This window comes from Denitrobacterium sp., assembly GCF_056180635.1.
Genome location: NZ_JAZZJS010000040.1, coordinates 1 through 16,813 on the forward strand (window position 1 = coordinate 1; position 16,813 = coordinate 16,813).

Genomic DNA, 16,813 nt, shown 5'->3' on the forward strand with positions numbered 1-16,813 from the left:
GATCTGCGTGAACACCGTGTCGAGGTGCATGAACGCGCGGCTGTTCGGGATGTCGAACGCCAGGATCGTGTCGATGCTGGAGCGCTCATCGTGGAAGATGCTCTGGGCGAGCGTGTCGATGGCGTCGGGCTCGGTGCGCTGGCTGATGCCGATGGCGAGCACGTGATCGTTGATGTTCAGGATGTCGCCACCCTCGATGTGGAAGGCGTTGTCGCGGCTGTAGTACTGCGGCGTGCCCTTGAAATCGGGGTGATTGTCGAAGATGTACTTGCCGTACATCGTCTCGCGGTTACGCGTGACGGAGTACATGCGGTGAATGGTGACGCCGTTGCCGACCATCGCGAACGGGTCGCGGGTGAAGTACAGGTTCGGCATGGGGTCGCACACCATCTTGGTGGGGCTGGAAACCTGGTCGATCAGGCTGTTGGAGCGATCGACTTCCAGCTCGTCGAGGTGGATGCCCTCCATGGTCTTCTCGACGAGGGCCTTGGGATCGGCGTAGTTCGCATCGAGATACTCATGAAGGAGCTTGTGCCACTTCGGGGTATGGATGTCGGCCTCTTCGAGCCACTGCTCGATGAACTGGCTGCGCAGTTCCGCGTTGTCGCGGATAACGTCGGCCATGAGGTCTTCGAGATACACAACCTCGACACCGTTGTCGCGCAGAGCCTGCGCGAAAGCGTCGTGCTCCTGCTGAGCGATTTCCAGGAACGGAATATCGTCGAACAGAAGACGCTCGAGCGTGTCGGGGGTAAGGTTGAGAAGTTCCTTGCCGGGACGATGGAGAATGACCTTCTTAAGAGGCCCAATCTCGCTCTTGACGTTGACTCCGGTCATGAACGCCCTCCTTTTCTCTCTCGCCTTGCGGCGATGCTAAGAAGATTACGGAAACGGGTTTGCGGGTCTCTCACCTCCCGCACACACGTCTCCACATACTCTACACGCCGCACGTCCGCACGCAATTGTGAACGGTTTATTGAGAACTTATATCGGTAAGCGGTATCTAATGCGCCGTAAATGGTACTTGATTTTTGATGATTTTATGATTAGGGGCACTCTACTGCGCTATAGTGCCAAAACCTACCCCCTTCTGACCTGGCCTTATGCAAAACAATGCATATGGGAATTTTTGTCAAGAGTCGTTTTGATATCCAGATATGCGGATATTCGTTTCCGAACATGCATGCACCACGCCGTAAACCGCATAAACATGCATTTTTCAACAACTTGGTCACGCTTCGGGCAATGCAGGATTTCATGCATCGCCATTCGTGGCGCATGCAGAGCGAAAAAGGGCGTAAAAAAGCTCGCGGCTGGATCCTCCCCGAACCAGCCGCGAGCAACGCCACCATATTGGGTTGGTGGCAACCCTCCTAGACAATGAAAAAGAGCCTTGCTCCCTCCAGTGCAAAACCCTCTTTCAGCGTAGAACGCTTAACCCGACGTGCCATTATACCCGCCTTTGCAGAAATTGTGAATATGGGAATTCGACGAACGGCATCCCGCCACTTGCAAGGCTCCTACCAGGGAATATGACCGCTCGGTTACAGCTGGGCGCAAAAGCGCGCGGTGCCCCTAGTCGTGGAAATACGGCACGTAGAGCTCGTTTTCGCTCACGGCCTCTTCGGGATACAGGTAGTTGAAGAGCCCTATGAAATACTCGTCGGTCATGCTGGCGATGTAGTCGACCACGATATCGTTCGGGTCCTGATTGGCATACACGGGATTGCTGCGCATCATCCACGCGTTGATGTGATGCCGGAAGATATACGAGCTCTCGTCGCCCGCCTTCACGTCTTCCAGGAAGCGGTCGTACAGACGCGCCATCATGGGACGCACGATGCCCGTAAGACGCTCGTGGGCCTCTTGCGACATGTATATCTGCCTGCTGTTCAGCTCCTTGGCGTCGACGATGGCCTGGAACACGTCTTCGTCCATGGCTAGGTAGGGCTTCTCGATGCTGTTCTTGATGATGTTCGCCGTGGCGTTGTGGATGAACTCGGAGTTCGTGGAGCCGAGCACGCTGTCTTTCAGCGGGTACTCCTCGGGGCTCAGCACGCGCACGGTAAGGGCATCTTGCCTGTCTTTCCCCAAGTAGGCAAGGATGTCGCAAATGCGCACCACGCAGCCTTCCAGCGTTGAGGGGCGCAGCAGCTGGCTGGCGCCCGCCTGCGTATAGCATGTCTCCATCATGTCATCGAGCTGCTTGAACGTGTCGCATGGCGCAGGGCGGTACTCCGCGAACGCCTTTTCGCCACAGTGGCAGAGAATGCCGTTGAACGTCTGAAGCGAGAGGTTGCGATACGCCACCGTACGCAGCAGGCGAACGCTATGCACGTTGTGGTTGAAGTACCTGCCCGGGGTGTCGGCCGTGGCGGTGTGGCGATGATAGATTTCGGAAAGCGCGTACTCCCCTTCGTGCCCGAAGGGCGTATGCCCCATGTCGTGACCCAGGGCGATAGCCTCGATGAGGGCGATGTTCAGGCGCAACGCGGCGCCGATCTTGCGCGAGATCTGGGAAACGAGCTGCAGGTGAAACGAGCGTCGCGTGAGGTCGTCGTTGCGGTAGAACGGAAAGACCTGCGTCTTGTCCATGCAGCGGTTGTAGAAGGCGTTGTTCAGCACGCGGTCGACATCGCGCACGAACGCGGGGCGCACGAGCTCGGTATCGTCGTCTTGCACGTCGGGGCGTTCGAAGATCGCCTGGCTGTCGCGGGTGGCATACGGGGATAGAAGCGCCTCGCGCGCTAGCAGGCCCTCGCGCACATACGCGCGTTCGTCGCTGGTGAAGATGAATTCGGGATTGCTATTCGCATCAGCCATGACGCACGGATCCTTTCCGCCGAACCAAAGCGCACACCTATACGCCCGTTTGTACCACATGCCGGCCCATCGCGGAACCACGCAGGCCGCGGGCGCAAGTAGCCTACAGTGTACGCCTCGATTCGATGGCGCGGCCAAGCGTTACCTCATCGGCGAATTCCAAGTCGCCGCCCACGGGCAAACCGCTGGCCAGACGCGTGACCTTGATGCCCAGCGGACGGATGAGGCGCGCGAGGTAGCTCGCCGTCGTTTCGCCCTCGACGTTGGGATTGGTGGCCAGAATGACCTCGTTCACTTCGCTGGAAGATAGGCGCGCCATGAGCTCGCCGATGTGCAAATCATCGGGGCCGACGCCCTCGAGCGGGGAAAGCGCACCGCCAAGCACGTGGTACAAACCTGAAAACTCGTGCGTGCGCTCGATGGGCGGGATATCGCGCGGTTCGGAAACCACGCAGATGATGCCCTTGTCGCGGTCGGGCGATTCGCAAATTTGGCAGCGATCGCCCTCCGCGTAATTGAAGCAGGTTTTGCAGAAATGCACCGAGTCCTTCACGCTCATGATGGCTTCCGAGAGGCGTTCCGCCGTAGCGCGGTCGGAATTCAGAAGCCAGTACACGATGCGCTGAGCCGACTTCGGGCCAATGCCCGGCAGGCGGGAGAACTCATCGAGAAGCGCTTGTATGGACGGTGCAGAATGCATGCTCTACCTGGGATAATCCTAGAAACCGGGGATGTTCATGCCGCCAGTGACGCTGTTGAGGCGAGCGGAGCTGATCTCGGCCATGCCGCGCAGGGCCTCGTTGGTGGCAGCAAGCACCATGTCCTGCAGCATTTCGACGTCTTCAGGGTCGACGGCTTCGGGATCGATGGAGATGGACTTCACCATCATCTCGCCCGTGACCACGACCTTCACCATGCCGCCGCCAGCGGTGGCCTCATGCTCCATGTCCTTGATTTCTTCCTGGGCCTGGGCCAGCTGCGCCTGCATCTTCTGAGCCTGGCGCATCATCTTCTTCATATCCATGCATGAACTCCTTTTCGCTTCGCCACGAGGGCGTAATCTATTCGTCTATCTGCTCGAACACGATGGACGAGCCCATCGTCTCCGAAAGCATTTTACTGAAATCGTCGGCCGTTTCGGGCGAACCCCCAGCGGGCGCATCGCCCATGGGCGCGGGAGCCGCGGCCGGCGTAGCGGCGGGCTCGGGGTACGCAGGAGCCTCGGCGGGCACGACGCCCTCATAGGCATCCAGCGGCACGTCGTCGACGGGAGGAACGGGCGCTGCCGGAGCAGGCGCACGATGCGCGACAGGCGGCACAACGGGCGCGGCCATGGGGCGCGCAGCCTGAGGCGCAGGAGCCGCAGCGGGCGCCTGGGCCTTCGCCTGAACGCAGCGGAACGGCACGTCCACGCCTGCAACCTGGGTAAAGATACGCTTCAGCATCTCCTGGAACTCGGGTTTCTGCGCACGCGAGAACGCGAACTCATTGCCAGGCGCAAACTCGATGACAACGCCGGTATTGCCGGGCTCGGGAGAGACCTTCACCGTAATGAGGAAGACGCCGTACGCGGGCTTTTCCTTCTTCACCGCGGCAAGAACAGAACGCCACATGCGCTGGAGCGCAGCCGGATTGGCCACGACGCTCGCAAGATCGCCGCCGGCCTGCGGAGCCGCAGCGGCAGCAGGCACGGCCGGCGTAGGCTGCGCATACGGACGCGCGGGAGCCTGCTTGGCAGCGGGAGCCGCCGGGGCGGGCGCGGGGGCCGCATGCGAGCGGGCCTGCTGGGCGCGGGCGGCAGCGGCAGCCGCCGCACGTGCGGCTTCATGACCCGTAAGGGGGCGCGAAGGAGCCTCCTGAGGAGCGGGAGCCGGGGCGGGCGCAGGGGCGGGCGCGGGGGCCGCAACGGGCGTAGGCGCGGGCGCGGGCTGAGCCGCAACCGGCTGGGCAGCCACGGGTTGCGCAGGAGCGCGGGAAGGCAGGGCGGCAGCGCCCGCCTCCAGGGCCTCGACGCGTTCGGCCAACGATGCGAGCGTGAGCTCGGAGTCGGGGCGCACGAGACGCGTGAGGGCGATTTCGAATACGAGGCGCGGGTTCGTGGAACTGCGCATATCGGAGATGACGTCGCCCAGAACGCCCAGCATGTTAGCCAGGCGGTCGCTTCCGAACATCTCGAGCTCGCGCACGATTTCTCGGCGCTCGGCATCGGTCACGTCGATGGCGGCATCGGCACCGGCAAGCGACATGACGTACATGTTGCGCACGTGCTGGGCCATATCGCGCACGAACTGCGCCAGGTCGGCACCCGTTTCCATGTACGTAGCCGTCCAGGTGAAGCACGCAGCGGCGTCGCGCTTGCCGATGGCCGTGATGATTTCGGCCATGTCGGACGAATCGAGCGAACCCAGAAGGTCTTCTGCTCCACCTACCGTTACCTTGCCCTCGCCAAACGCGATGAGCTGCTCGAGCGACGTGAGGGCATTGCGCATGCCGCCCTGGGCGCGATGGGCGATAAGGTCGAGCGCATCGCCTTCGAATTCCACGTCTTCCGCGACGCACACCGCACCCAGACGGGCGACGATCTCGTCATTCGAGATGCGATGGAAGTCGAAGCGCTGGCAGCGCGAGTGAATGGTTTCCGGCACCTTCTGCGGGTCGGTGGTGCAAAGCACGAACACCACGTGAGACGGGGGCTCCTCGAGCGTCTTCAGCAGCGCGTTGAACGCCGCCGTTGAAAGCATGTGGACCTCGTCGATGATGTAGATCTTCTTGCTGCCGTTGGTGGGCGCAAAATTCACGCGGCCGATAATCTCGTCGCGCACGTTTTCGACGCCCGTACGGCTTGCGGCGTCGAGTTCGTAGACGTCGGGATGCGTGCCATTCGCAACGGCCTGGCACTGTTCGCACGTGCCGTCGGGCGTGCTCGTGGGGCCGTTTTCGCACAGCAGGGCCTTCGCGAGCAGTCGCGCCGTGGTGGTTTTGCCCGTGCCGCGGGGGCCGCAGAACAGATACGCGTGGCTGACCTTGTCCTGCTCGATGGCATTCTTCAGCGTGCGCTCGATATGGTCCTGCCCAACGACGTCCTCGAAGACCTGCGGGCGATACTTGCGATACAGAGCCTCTGCCATGCTATTTCGCTTCCTTCTTCTTAGAACGGGCGGCCATTGCGCCCTTCACCGCGCCGATGATGGCGGGCAGCACCGAAACGGCAACGATGCCCAAGACGATGACCTCGAAATGCTCCTGCACGAACGGGATGCCGCCGAAGAAGTAGCCAACCAGCACGAACAGGCTGACCCAGGCGACGCCGCCAATTGCGTTGAACAGAGTGAACTTGCCGAAATTCATATGGCCCGTACCCGCGATGAACGGGGCGAACGTGCGGAAGAACGGCATGAAGCGCGTGATGATGATAGTGAGGCCGCCGTACTTCGCGAAGAAGTGGTCGAGCTTGGCCATGCGCTCGGGCGTGAGCGCCTTCACCTTGCCCGAGTCGATGATGCGGCTGCCGAAGAAGCGCGCGATCCAGTAGTTCGAGGTGTTGCCCAGAATGGCCGCGCTATAGAACACAGCCAGCGTTGCGATGATATTGAGCCCGCCGCCATCGGCCGAGAACACGCCCGCTGCGAACAGCAGCGAATCGCCCGGGAGGAACGGGAAGACGACGACGCCCGTTTCGATGAAGACGACTAGGAACAGAGGCGTATACACCAGGCCAGGGCCCAGCGTGACGATCCAGCTGGCGATGATGGTGCGAGGATCTTGCAGCAAACTGACGATGAAATTGATGAAGTCCATGCGAGCCTTTCGCGTGTACCGCGAGCCCGGGCCCGCGAACCCCTGCAAACGAGCCGCTGCGGAAAACGGCGGCAGATACATGAGTACCCCGAATAGGCATGGGCGCTCGTCAGCGGTCCCTTATGGCTGCTTCCTCCCGGACCTGACCAGGTTCGGAACTTGGCGCCGCCCAAGCCCATTCGAGGTACTTGCACATCCGCCTCTGCGGGCGGACAACGGTGTTCAGTATAGCCGTTTCCCCGTTCGCGCGGCAATAACGGAAACGGGGGCAACGAAACGAACATAGGGACCGCGGGATGCGCCCACTCATGGGACAGACGGCACGCGCCCTTGGACTTGCGCATGCAAGACAGTACAATGGTGGAATAGCAATCCCAAAGAAAGCCCAGCATGTACGTAGATTTTTACGAACGCATATCGCAACCCTACGAGCAGCAGGCGGCCAAGCTCGCCCTGTTCGACCGCTTCCTGGTGTACCTGGTGGCCGCCGGCTACACCGCCACCCTGGGCTGGCTCCTCATCACGGGCGACCCGCGTTGCCTGCGCGTGGTGCTCGTGTGCGCCATCTCGTTCGTGCTCTGCACCATCGTGCGCGGTGCCATCAACGCTCCACGCCCCTATCAGATGTACTGGATTCACCCACTCATCAAGCGCAACGAGAACGGCAAGTCGTTCCCCAGCCGCCATGTGTTCAGCGCCACCATCATCGCCTGCGCGCTGTTTTACCTGAATCCCTTCGCAGGCGCCGCTGCGTTCCTGCTCACCGCCATCATCGCGTGGGTGCGCGTGGTGGGCGGCGTGCACTTCCCGCGCGACGTAGTTGCGGGCGCAGCGTTTGCCCTCTTCTGCGGGGCGTTCGGCTTCCTGCTTATTCCGTAGGCGCAGGAAGCGCTTCGATCGCGAGCGCTACTCCTGGCCGGCACGCAGCGCGGCCAGGATATCGGCAATGGAATACAGGCTGCCAAACGCGCAGATGAGGCCCTCATGGCCTGCTATTTCGCACACGCGCGCCACGCCGTCGGCAATGGTTTCGGCCGCAACGACACGCACCGCCTTCGCATCTCCCATGGTTTCCAATGCGGCCCGCTCGATTTCCGCGGCAAGGTCGCGCGCGCTCAATGCGCGGGGGTTTGGCGGCTGAATGCATACGAACGTTTCGCCCAGCGGCAGCACTTCGCGCAGCATGGCGGGGTAATCCTTGTCGGCGAGCACGCCCACGAGGAACGTCGCCTTCCTTCCGGGAAACGCGCTCTTCAGGGAATCGGCAAGCACGCGCGCGCCCTGTGGGTTATGGCCTCCGTCGACGATGAAGAACGGGTCGCGCGCCACGATCTCGAAACGCCCCGGCCAACGTGCTTCGGCAATGCCGCGACGGATGACCTCGTCGGAAAGCGCGCACCCGCGCTCGCGCAGCGCCAGACACGCTTCGATGGCGAGCGAGGCATTCTGCGGCTGATACGTTCCAAGCAGGCGCGTCGTAAGCCCCTGGAAGCCGCGGTAGGCAAACGAGCGAGCGGGGTCGGCGCCCTGCGCGCTTCCGCCCTCGATTCCAAAATCGCGAATCGAATCAATATCAACCCAGTTCACGGAGGTTCCAACGCGCTCCGCCGCATCGCAAATCACGTGCGCGGCATCGTCATGCTGGTGCGCGCTCACTACCGCGGCACCCGACTTGATGATGCCCGCCTTCTCGCGCGCGATGGCCTCGACGGTATCGCCCAGCAGATTCGTATGATCGAGCGCGATGGGCGCGATCACGCACACTTCGGGATGCGCCAGCACGTTCGTGGAATCCAGACGACCGCCCAAGCCCACTTCAACCACGGCATACTCGCAGCCCGCGCGCTTGAACGCGACGAACGCTACGGCCGTCATGAGCTCGAACTCGGTGGGATGGTCGGTCATGCGCTCCGCGACATCGCGCACCTCGAGCGTTGCCTCCAGAAGCGCCTGGGACTCGATATTGCGCCCGTCGATGCGGATGCGATCGGAAAACTCAATGATATACGGGCTCGTGAACAGGCCCGTTCGATAGCCAGCCGCCTGAAGCACGCTGGAAACGTACGCGCACGTGGAGCCTTTGCCATTCGTGCCCGCCACGTGCACGACGCGAAACGAATCCTGCGGATTGCCCAGCTGCTCCATAAGGCTCGCAATGCGCTCGAGCCCCATGCGGCTTTCCTGCCAGCGCGGGGTATTGATGTATGCAACCGGATCGAAACCGGCAAGCTGTTCCTCGGTCATTGAAATCCCAATCGACGCAAAGGCGCGCTACTTCTTGAGCATTTCGCCCAGCTTGGCGAAGTCCTCTTCGAGCGCAGCCTGCTTCTTCCTATCGTAGATGGCGGCAGCCGGGTGGTAGATGGGGAACACCTTGAACCGACCAATCTGCTGAAGCTGCCCATGCAGCTGGGTAATGCCCACCTGGGTTTTCAGGATGTACCTCGTGGCGAAATTGCCCAGCGTAACGATGTACTCGGGGTCGATGGCGCGCGTCTGGTCGCGCAGGAACGGCGTGCACTGCTCGATTTCCTCGGCGCGCGGATTGCGGTTTCCCGGAGGGCGGCACTTCAGCACGTTCGCGATGAACACCTCTTCGCGTGTGAGCCCGGCGATGGCCAGCAGCTTGGAAAGAGACTTGCCAGCAGCGCCCACGAACGGCACGCCCTGAGCGTCTTCGTTCTTGCCGGGGGCTTCCCCGATGATGAGCACGCGCGCGTTGGGGCCGCCATCGCCGAAGACGACATTCGTGCGCCCATCGGCCAGAGGGCATGCATGGCACCCCTCTACCCGCGCACGGATATCGTCGAGCGAAAGCGGCGTATTGCCAGTTGCGGAGCCCATGCGCACCTACACGTACAGGCGCGGGAGCCTGTGGCTGAACGCGATGGCGAGCTCGTGCTCGATAGTGTGCAGCGTATAGGCCATTTCCGTGATGGTGGTTACGGAATCGCCCTGCTGGCCCACGATCGTCACGACGTCGCCGATTTGCGGGTCGAGGCGGCGACGCGTGCCATACGTGCGCATATCGACTTCGAACATGCACTGGTCCATGCAGATGTTGCCCACCTGCGGAACGTAGGTGCCGTCGAGGATGAAATTGGTGCGCCCGGAAAGCGCGCGGTTCAGGCCATCGGCGTATCCCAGCGGCACGGTGCAGATCTTCACGCTGCCCGTGCTGCGGTAATTCAAGCCGTAGCTTACGCCCTCGCTCATGGGAACCTGCTTGCATTCGGTGATGCGCGCGTACACGCTCATGGCGGGCTTCAGGTTCACCGTGCCGCGCGTTTCGGCGCACGGATGGAAGCCGTACAGGGCGATGCCCAGGCGCGCCATGTCGAAGTGCGTCTGAGGATAGCGAAGCAGCGCCGCGGAATTGGCGGCATGCACGGTACCGGGGTCGATGCCGGCAGTGCGCAGCGCCTCGATGGCTTCAGTGAAGCGATGGACCTGAATGGTGAAATCGATGTTTTCGGGCATATCGGCCGTGGCGAAATGAGTGAACGTGCCCACCTGCTCGAGCGCGCGATGGAAGTTCACGGTGCGCTCGAACTCGATGACGTCTTCGGCGCGCACGCCGATGCGGTTCATGCCCGTGTTGATGGCCAGATGGAACGGCGCCTTCATGCCATGGGCGTCGGCCATTTCGGCGTACGCCAGGGCGAATTCCGGCGTGTACACGGCCGGCATGATGCGGTAGCCCAGCAGCAGGGGAATCGACGACGCAGGAGGCTCGGCCAGAAGCAGGATGGGCGCATGGATGCCCGCCTTGCGCAGCTCGACGCCCTCGTCGACAGTGGCAACGGCCAGCTCGTCGGCGCCGCTGTTCAGTGCGGTGCGCGCAACGCGCACGGCGCCATGACCGTAGGCGTCGGCCTTCACGACGGCCATGAGCCTGCAACCGGGCTTCAGACGGCGCTTCGCCTCGACCACGTTGTGGCGAATGGCGGAAAGGTCAATCTCCACCCACGCCCAACGGCGGTCGGACTCGGGCATTTCATCGAGTTTTTCCAGGTCGAAATCGATTACGCCATTCGGGCTGCTGCTTTCAGCCGAACGGGAATACTGGAAGTTGCTCTTCTTCCGATTGAAGCCGGTAAATCCATTCAACGGTTCTTCGTACGCCACGATATGCCTTTCTAACTAGTGCGCATGTAAGTATAGCGCGCAGGCACCGCGAAAAGCGGACCCTCACGTGAGCAACACGCACGGGCAAGCCAGGCGTAGGGGCTGTGCAGGCGGGGAATCCAAACGGTTACGCATCCTGGCCAACCGCAAGCATTATTCCCGCATTTGGATTATGATTGCACGGAAACAAACGCGCGGCTCATGCCGCCAACGAAAGGAAATCCATGTTCGACGGACTCATTTCCCCGAACCGCAACGACGAATGCTGGTGCGGCAGCGGGAAGAAATACAAGAAATGCCACCTGCGCAACGACGAGCGCATGCAGGAGCTCTACGACCAGGGCAATGAAATGCTCTACCGCAGCCTGCTGAAGACCCCCGAGGAAATCGAGGGCATCAAGCACTCGGCCGAGGTGAACGTTGGCTCGCTCGACTACGTGGCCGAACACATCGGGCCAGGCGTTACCACCGCCGAAATCGACAAGTGGGTCTACGACTACTGCATCGAGCACGACGCCATCCCGGCCGACCTCGACTACGAAGGCTTCCCGAAGAGCGTCTGCACGTCCATCAACAGCGTGGTCTGCCACGGCATCCCCTCGGAAGACGACGTGCTGCAAGAAGGCGACATCGTCAACGTCGACATGTCCACCATCCGCAACGGCTACTTCAGCGACTCCTCGCGCATGTTCTGCATCGGCGAGGTGAGCCCCGAACGCAAGCGCCTCGTCGAGGTCACGAAGGCTTCGGTAGAAGCCGGCCTGGCCGCCATCAAGCCCTGGGGGCACCTGGGCGACGTGAGCGCCGCCGTGAACAAGGTCGCCACCGAGGCGGGCTATTCAGTTGTCGCCGAATTCGGCGGACACGGCATTGGCCTGGAATTTCACGAGGACCCGTTCGTGAGCTTCGTGGCCGAAGCCGGCACGGGCCCCATCCTCGTTCCCGGCATGTGCTTCACCATCGAGCCCATGGTGAACATGGGTGGCGCGGCCATCGACATGAACGACCCGAACGGCTGGACGGTGCGCACCGCCGACGGCAGCGACTCCGCCCAATGGGAAGTGCAGGTCGTCATCACCGAAGACGGCTACGAGCTCCTTTCCTGGTAGCGCACGCTTTCCCACCACATCGAACTCCACAGGCGCATTCACGTGAAAGGATTGCCATGCCTGAAATGATTTCACCCGAAGAGGCCCGCGACCTCGTGCTCGCGGGCGTGCATACGCTCGACGTCGAGACGGTCCCCTTGCTGGAAGCCATAGGACGCGTAGCGGCACAGCCCATCACCAGCGACATCGACATCTCGCCGTTCGCGCATTCCGCCATGGACGGCTACGCCCTGCATGCCGCCGAACTGGAAAACGCCTCGGAGGAGAATCCCGTCACGCTGCGAGTAATCGCCGAAGAGGGCGCGGGCAGCGTATTCGAGGGCAACATCGGCGAAGGGGAATGCATCCGCATCATGACGGGGGCTCCGCTTCCCGCCAGCGCCGATGCCGTCGTGAAATACGAGATCGTGGGCGTCGTCGAGGGCGACGGCAAAACGGGCAGCATCGTTTCCTTCACCGCCCCCACCAAGCTGCGCAACAACGTGCGCGAAGCGGGCGAAGAGGCCAAGGCCGGCGAAACGGTAGTGCAGCAGGGCGAAGTCATCACCGCTGCGGGCATCGGGTTCCTCGCGAGCTGCGGCGCCATGGACGTTCCCACCTACCGCCGCCCGCGCGTGGCCGTTATCGCCACGGGCAGCGAGCTCGTTCCGCCCACCGAAACGCCCACGCCCGGCAAGATCCGCAACTCGAACAGCTACGCCATGGCCGCCTGCGTGCAGCAGGCCGGCGGCATCGCCGAGGTCTTCCCCATCGTGGAAGACACGTACGAAGCGCTCGCCGAAGCGGTTCGGAAAGCCACCAAGACCTGCGACTTCGTAATTACCACGGGCGGCGCGGCCAACGGGGACTACGACTTCATCAAGCCCGTCGTGGACAACCTGGGAGACCTGCGCATGACCACGGTGAACATGCGCCCTGGCAAGGCCCAAACCTTCGGCCTCGTGAATGGCGTGCCCGTATTCGGCCTTCCCGGCAACCCGGCTGCTGCATACGTGGGCTTCCACATGCTCATCCGCCCCGCGCTCAGGAAGATGCAGGGCTACACGCACTTCGAGCACACCAAGGTCATGGCGCGCCTCACGCGCGACATGAAGAAGAAGGACCCGCGTCGCATCTACATGCGCTCGACGATCGTGCGCGAAAACGGCGACTACGTGGTCACGCCCGCGAAGAACCAGAGCAGCGGCCTGTTCGGCCCCATCCAGCGCAGCAACTGCATGGCCATCATGCCCGAAGGCCTGGAAAGCAAGCAGGCGGGCGACCCCATCGAATGCCTGCTTTTGGACATCCCCGAGGAGTTGGTGCTGTAATGACGCACGAAAGCCAGTTCGACCCGCAAGCCGCGGCAAGCGCCGCTCACAAGCACGACGTCGCCCACGGCAAGGCGCCGCAGAAGCATATTCCGCGCGTATCCATCGTCACGTGCTCCGACACGCGCACGATCGAGGAAGACACCGCCGGCGCCGCGCTGGCGGGACTCGTGGAAGCCGAAGGCTGGCAGGTGGCGAGCCACGTGGTTGTTCCCGACGACCGCGAGGCGATTGGCCAGGCCATCGTGCACGCCACCGACGAGCTGAACGCAGACATCGTTCTCACCTGCGGCGGAAGCGGCCTCTCGCTGCGCGACGTGACCCCCGAGGCCACGGCCGACGTGTGCGACCGCTACGTGCCCGGCATCGTGGAGGCCATGCGCGCGCATAGCATCGCCATCACGCCACATGCCATGCTCTCGCGCGCCGTATGCATGCAACGCGGCCGCCATCTGGTGGTGAACCTGCCCGGCAGCGAAAAGGCCGCCCGCGAGAATTGGGATGGCATCAAAGCCGCCCTGCCCCACGCCGTATCCATGATGGCGGGCGAAGGGCACTAGGTCATTCAGCATATCGATTGCCTGGCGGCTGGGATGCAATGTGCTCCCAGCCGCTTTTCTTTCGCGCCGTATGGGCATTTTCCCATTCGGGATAATTCTGGCGCATGTACATACTATTTTCCCAAATGGGAAATTTGTGACAGGTATAACAAAATTTTTCCCAAATGGGAATAATTTACCAATCCTGCTATAATTTTCCCAATTGGGATATTTTCGAAACCCAGAACCCGAGAGTCGAAAAGAAGGCATGCAATGGAGTTCGTCCTGCCCACCAAACCACGTAACGTCGACGGCAAACTCCGCGACGCACAGGACCTGGGCGCAATCATTAGAAAGCGCCGCAAGAAAATAGGCCTTACGCAGGGCGAGCTTGCCGCCGCATGCCACTGCTCCGTGCGCTTCATCAGCGAGCTCGAACGTGGTGAAGCCGGAGGAAACATAAAGCAGGTCATCCGCGTGTGCAAGGAAATTGGCATTGACCTCTTTGCGAAAGTAAGGGGCGAGTGATGAAGCTTGCCGTGTATCGAGACAAAGAAGACGGGAAAGAGCTGGTCGGATGCATTGTTTTCGAACGAGGCGCGTACTCGCGTTTTGAATACGACGCATCATACGCTACGAAGGCACGCGAAAGAGGAGAAATCGGCATTTCCGAGCGCCTCCCCCTCTCCGGCAAACCCTACGAAGACATCGAGATAGCGCCTTTCTTCCAGGGGCTACTGCCCGAAGGAGAGGTCCTCGCCAACCTCGCAAGCGCATACCAAGTTGCGAGAAACGATTACCTCACGTTGCTCGAAAAGCTCGGCTGCGAAAGCATCGGGGCGCTCACGTTCATTGCCGAGACAGCGGACACAAGCAATTACACACCCGGCTATCAACCCGTCACTGAGCATGTCACCTCCGAAGCCTCGGAAGACCCCATACGTTTCGCCACCACCGTAGCGAGCGAAACGCGCCTGTCGCTTGCTGGCGCGCAGTCGAAAGTCGCATGGTACCTGCCCGAGGGCCTCAACCCCAACGAAGCGGAAACGGACGATTGGCTCGTCCCGAAAGGCACGGCACCATCAACTCACATCGTCAAGATCTCGCGCAGCGGCGAAGAAGAGCTCGCCCTGAACGAGTTGGCCTGCTCTATTCTTTCAACATCGTGCGGAATAGAAACGGCCGAGGTAAGTCTTCTCCCCGGCATCCCCGGCGCCATCGCCGTGAGGCGATACGACAGAGAATGGATCGAAGAAGGCCGTCTACTGCGACTCCACCAGGAGGACCTCTGCCAGGCACTTGGGCTTCCGCCCATATACAAATACCAGCCCGAAGGCGTTGACGCGGATTACATCATGCACGCTTCCGACCTCCTACGGGACACGGTCGAGCAACCCGTTGAAGACGCAATCGAATTCGCGAAACGGCTGGCATTCAATTATGCAGTGGGCAATGCAGATGCGCACCTGAAGAACAGCTCGCTGCTATACGATCGGGAATGGAAAAAGAGGCGACTGGCACCGATGTACGACGTCACGTGCATCCCGCTCAGCGGTTACTCGACGCAAATGCCCTTCGATTTCGGGGCGCATCGCGCCATGGACGACATCGACGAGCGGGACATCATATCCATTGCGCTTGACGCCGACGTAAGCCTGGCGGCCTTCGACCGTGCCATCGAAAGCATCATCAAGGGTTTCGAAACGCCCGCAGTCGAGGGAGCAGACGAAGACACGCAGCGTATGCTAGCGCGCATCATCGAGAACTCGGCACCGAGGCTAACGACACTGAAACGCTATCTGAATAGATAACGAAAGCAAAACCATCGCTTGCTGCATGCATCGCCTGAAGACAATGACGATGGGCCGGACTACGTCTCCAATCCGCTATCGATAGCATCCGCAAGCGCCCTCAAATGACGGGCCGCAGCTTTCGCGTCGCGCAATACGTATGCAGTATGCTCTGGAGCCCCTCCCCGACTCATCGGGACAAGAACGCCCACCGTATCATCCGAAAGAGAATCAAAAGCCATGACCAGCTCATCAAGAGAGGGCGACACGCTATGTCCCCGAAGGAGCAACAGAAGATCGCGAGGCGAAAGACCACCTAGCTCACCCTGACTCTTCCGAAACTCAGCAACGACGGCAGAAATAATCTCAAGCTTTCTCTGCTTCTCGGTGATAATATCGCTCAGCTCGGACTGGCCGCCAGGAGCCTTAAAAACGCAAGCGAGTTCTTCTCTCGACAATCCAACCGCAGCAAACGAACGAGCGATATCTCCCAGCTCAGCAACATTAACCAACGCAAAAGACATCTTACGAGCGTGAGATTTTATAGTATCCCCGCTAAAATTAGGGCCAACGATAGCCACATATTCGGCGTTGTTTTTCTCTTTGTGAGTGCTGATTGCAACGTCGCTAACATCGGTATGGGAGACGTTTCCGCTCGATTTAGACTTCGCATCAATTATCGCCGTTATGACCTGGCCCGACCGATCCTCCCACCGAACAACAACGTCAGTATTGCCCGACCCGCCAATTCTTTTCGCGTCAAACCCCATAAAGCAGAACAACTCTGCGATATTCTCTTCGAATGCCACGCCGGACTGTTTTCCTTCAGCCATCGGGTCGACAGACGACCTCGCAAGCTTATCAATAAGACGCTCGACGGAAAGAACTGAGTTAGATACATCACATTCGGGCTCCTCTTCATCGCACACAGGCAGGACAATATCCGCTTCCACTTTATGAGAATCATAGAGCGGAAGCTGCTCGGCAAGCCTTAGCCCTGTTGCCGTCGCTTTGAGATGCAAATACGAAGGCTCTTCGAGAAGCCCCGCTTCAAGCAAGAACCCGGCAATCCAGCGTGCCTTGTCGATATTTATCCCATGCTCCTTCGCGATCTCATACAAATCATTACGGATGGTATCCTCTCGCGCCGCAACAATCATTTCGCCAACGAAACGCATATGCACATGCAGGATACGAATGAAATCCAAATCGTTACCCGTTTCAACCCAAGCCATCGCCGCCGGGGTTGCGAGGTACACCCCTCTTCCGACCTCTTCGATTAAGCCGGCAACTTTCAAGAAAGGCATCATCGATTC

At 60.8% G+C, this 16,813-nt stretch carries 17 protein-coding genes and 1 other RNA gene; 7 read left to right on the forward strand and 11 right to left on the reverse strand.

The genetic code is table 11. The annotated features are described in order from the left end of the window. Positions 1–837 (reverse strand): arginine deiminase (locus tag AC04P6_RS03525; protein ID WP_475565214.1); only part of this gene is annotated, 837 nt, incomplete at its 3' end. Positions 838–1,119: 282 nt separating this feature from the next. Here AC04P6_RS03525 and AC04P6_RS03530 point away from each other — a divergent pair. Beyond that, positions 1,120–1,377 carry a hypothetical protein gene (locus AC04P6_RS03530; protein ID WP_475565215.1) on the forward strand — a complete coding sequence of 86 codons (258 nt, stop codon included), beginning with the start codon at positions 1,120–1,122 and terminating at the stop codon, positions 1,375–1,377. Positions 1,378–1,575: 198 nt separating this feature from the next. On the opposite strand, the gene AC04P6_RS03535 is transcribed toward AC04P6_RS03530, so the two are convergent. The 6 genes from AC04P6_RS03535 to ffs all read right to left on the reverse strand — a co-directional run bounded on the left by AC04P6_RS03535 (position 1,576) and on the right by ffs (position 6,802). Then, on the reverse strand, positions 1,576–2,823 hold the full coding sequence (locus AC04P6_RS03535; RefSeq protein WP_475565216.1) for a deoxyguanosinetriphosphate triphosphohydrolase family protein: 1,248 nt from the start codon (positions 2,821–2,823) through the stop codon (positions 1,576–1,578). 103 nt (positions 2,824–2,926) lie between these two features. Then, entirely contained in the window at positions 2,927–3,523 is a 597-nt protein-coding gene (recR, locus tag AC04P6_RS03540) for a recombination mediator RecR (protein ID WP_475565217.1), read from the reverse strand. 18 nt (positions 3,524–3,541) lie between these two features. Then, positions 3,542–3,847: a YbaB/EbfC family nucleoid-associated protein gene (locus AC04P6_RS03545; RefSeq protein WP_066664099.1), complete on the reverse strand. Its 306-nt coding sequence runs from the start codon at positions 3,845–3,847 to the stop codon at positions 3,542–3,544. 37 nt (positions 3,848–3,884) lie between these two features. Further along, positions 3,885–5,951 carry a DNA polymerase III subunit gamma/tau gene (gene dnaX, locus AC04P6_RS03550; RefSeq protein WP_475565218.1) on the reverse strand — a complete coding sequence of 689 codons (2,067 nt, stop codon included), beginning with the start codon at positions 5,949–5,951 and terminating at the stop codon, positions 3,885–3,887. Position 5,952: 1 nt separating this feature from the next. Next, on the reverse strand, positions 5,953–6,621 hold the full coding sequence (locus AC04P6_RS03555; RefSeq protein WP_475565219.1) for a VTT domain-containing protein: 669 nt from the start codon (positions 6,619–6,621) through the stop codon (positions 5,953–5,955). A gap of 87 nt (positions 6,622–6,708) precedes the next feature. Next, positions 6,709–6,802: signal recognition particle sRNA small type (gene ffs, locus AC04P6_RS03560), an RNA gene on the reverse strand. Positions 6,803–7,011: 209 nt separating this feature from the next. On the opposite strand from ffs, the gene AC04P6_RS03565 reads away from it, so the two are divergent. After that, the gene (locus AC04P6_RS03565; RefSeq protein WP_475565220.1) at positions 7,012–7,500 is read left to right on the forward strand and encodes a phosphatase PAP2 family protein; all 489 of its coding nucleotides are present in this window, start codon (positions 7,012–7,014) and stop codon (positions 7,498–7,500) included. A gap of 27 nt (positions 7,501–7,527) precedes the next feature. On the opposite strand, the gene AC04P6_RS03570 is transcribed toward AC04P6_RS03565, so the two are convergent. The 3 genes from AC04P6_RS03570 to alr are packed head-to-tail and all read right to left on the reverse strand — an operon-like array spanning position 7,528 to position 10,749. Beyond that, entirely contained in the window at positions 7,528–8,865 is a 1,338-nt protein-coding gene (locus AC04P6_RS03570) for a bifunctional folylpolyglutamate synthase/dihydrofolate synthase (RefSeq protein WP_475565221.1), read from the reverse strand. A gap of 27 nt (positions 8,866–8,892) precedes the next feature. Beyond that, the gene (locus tag AC04P6_RS03575; protein WP_475565222.1) at positions 8,893–9,465 is read right to left on the reverse strand and encodes a uracil-DNA glycosylase; all 573 of its coding nucleotides are present in this window, start codon (positions 9,463–9,465) and stop codon (positions 8,893–8,895) included. 6 nt (positions 9,466–9,471) lie between these two features. Further along, positions 9,472–10,749, reverse strand: a complete 1,278-nt coding sequence (alr, locus tag AC04P6_RS03580) for an alanine racemase (protein ID WP_475565223.1) — start codon at positions 10,747–10,749, stop codon at positions 9,472–9,474. Between the two features lie 224 nt (positions 10,750–10,973). Here alr and AC04P6_RS03585 point away from each other — a divergent pair, with 224 nt between their 5' ends. From AC04P6_RS03585 to AC04P6_RS03605, 5 genes are all read left to right on the forward strand, one after another. Then, positions 10,974–11,858 (forward strand): methionyl aminopeptidase, encoded by an 885-nt coding sequence (locus AC04P6_RS03585; RefSeq protein WP_475565224.1) that lies wholly within the window; start codon positions 10,974–10,976, stop codon positions 11,856–11,858. Between the two features lie 56 nt (positions 11,859–11,914). Then, positions 11,915–13,168, forward strand: a complete 1,254-nt coding sequence (locus tag AC04P6_RS03590) for a molybdopterin molybdotransferase MoeA (protein WP_475565225.1) — start codon at positions 11,915–11,917, stop codon at positions 13,166–13,168. Beyond that, positions 13,168–13,728 (forward strand): MogA/MoaB family molybdenum cofactor biosynthesis protein, encoded by a 561-nt coding sequence (locus AC04P6_RS03595; RefSeq protein ID WP_475565226.1) that lies wholly within the window; start codon positions 13,168–13,170, stop codon positions 13,726–13,728. Before AC04P6_RS03590 ends, AC04P6_RS03595 begins: the two co-directional genes overlap by 1 nt. 252 nt (positions 13,729–13,980) lie before the next feature. After that, complete coding sequence (locus AC04P6_RS03600) at positions 13,981–14,235, forward strand: helix-turn-helix domain-containing protein (protein ID WP_475565227.1); 255 nt, start codon at positions 13,981–13,983, stop codon at positions 14,233–14,235. After that, positions 14,235–15,518: a HipA domain-containing protein gene (locus AC04P6_RS03605; protein ID WP_475565228.1), complete on the forward strand. Its 1,284-nt coding sequence runs from the start codon at positions 14,235–14,237 to the stop codon at positions 15,516–15,518. The genes AC04P6_RS03600 and AC04P6_RS03605 overlap by 1 nt, the downstream gene beginning before the upstream one ends. A 59-nt stretch (positions 15,519–15,577) precedes the next feature. Here AC04P6_RS03605 and AC04P6_RS03610 read toward each other — a convergent pair whose 3' ends face one another. Further along, the gene (locus tag AC04P6_RS03610) at positions 15,578–16,807 is read right to left on the reverse strand and encodes a restriction endonuclease (protein WP_475565229.1); all 1,230 of its coding nucleotides are present in this window, start codon (positions 16,805–16,807) and stop codon (positions 15,578–15,580) included. Positions 16,808–16,813 lie beyond the last annotated feature (6 nt).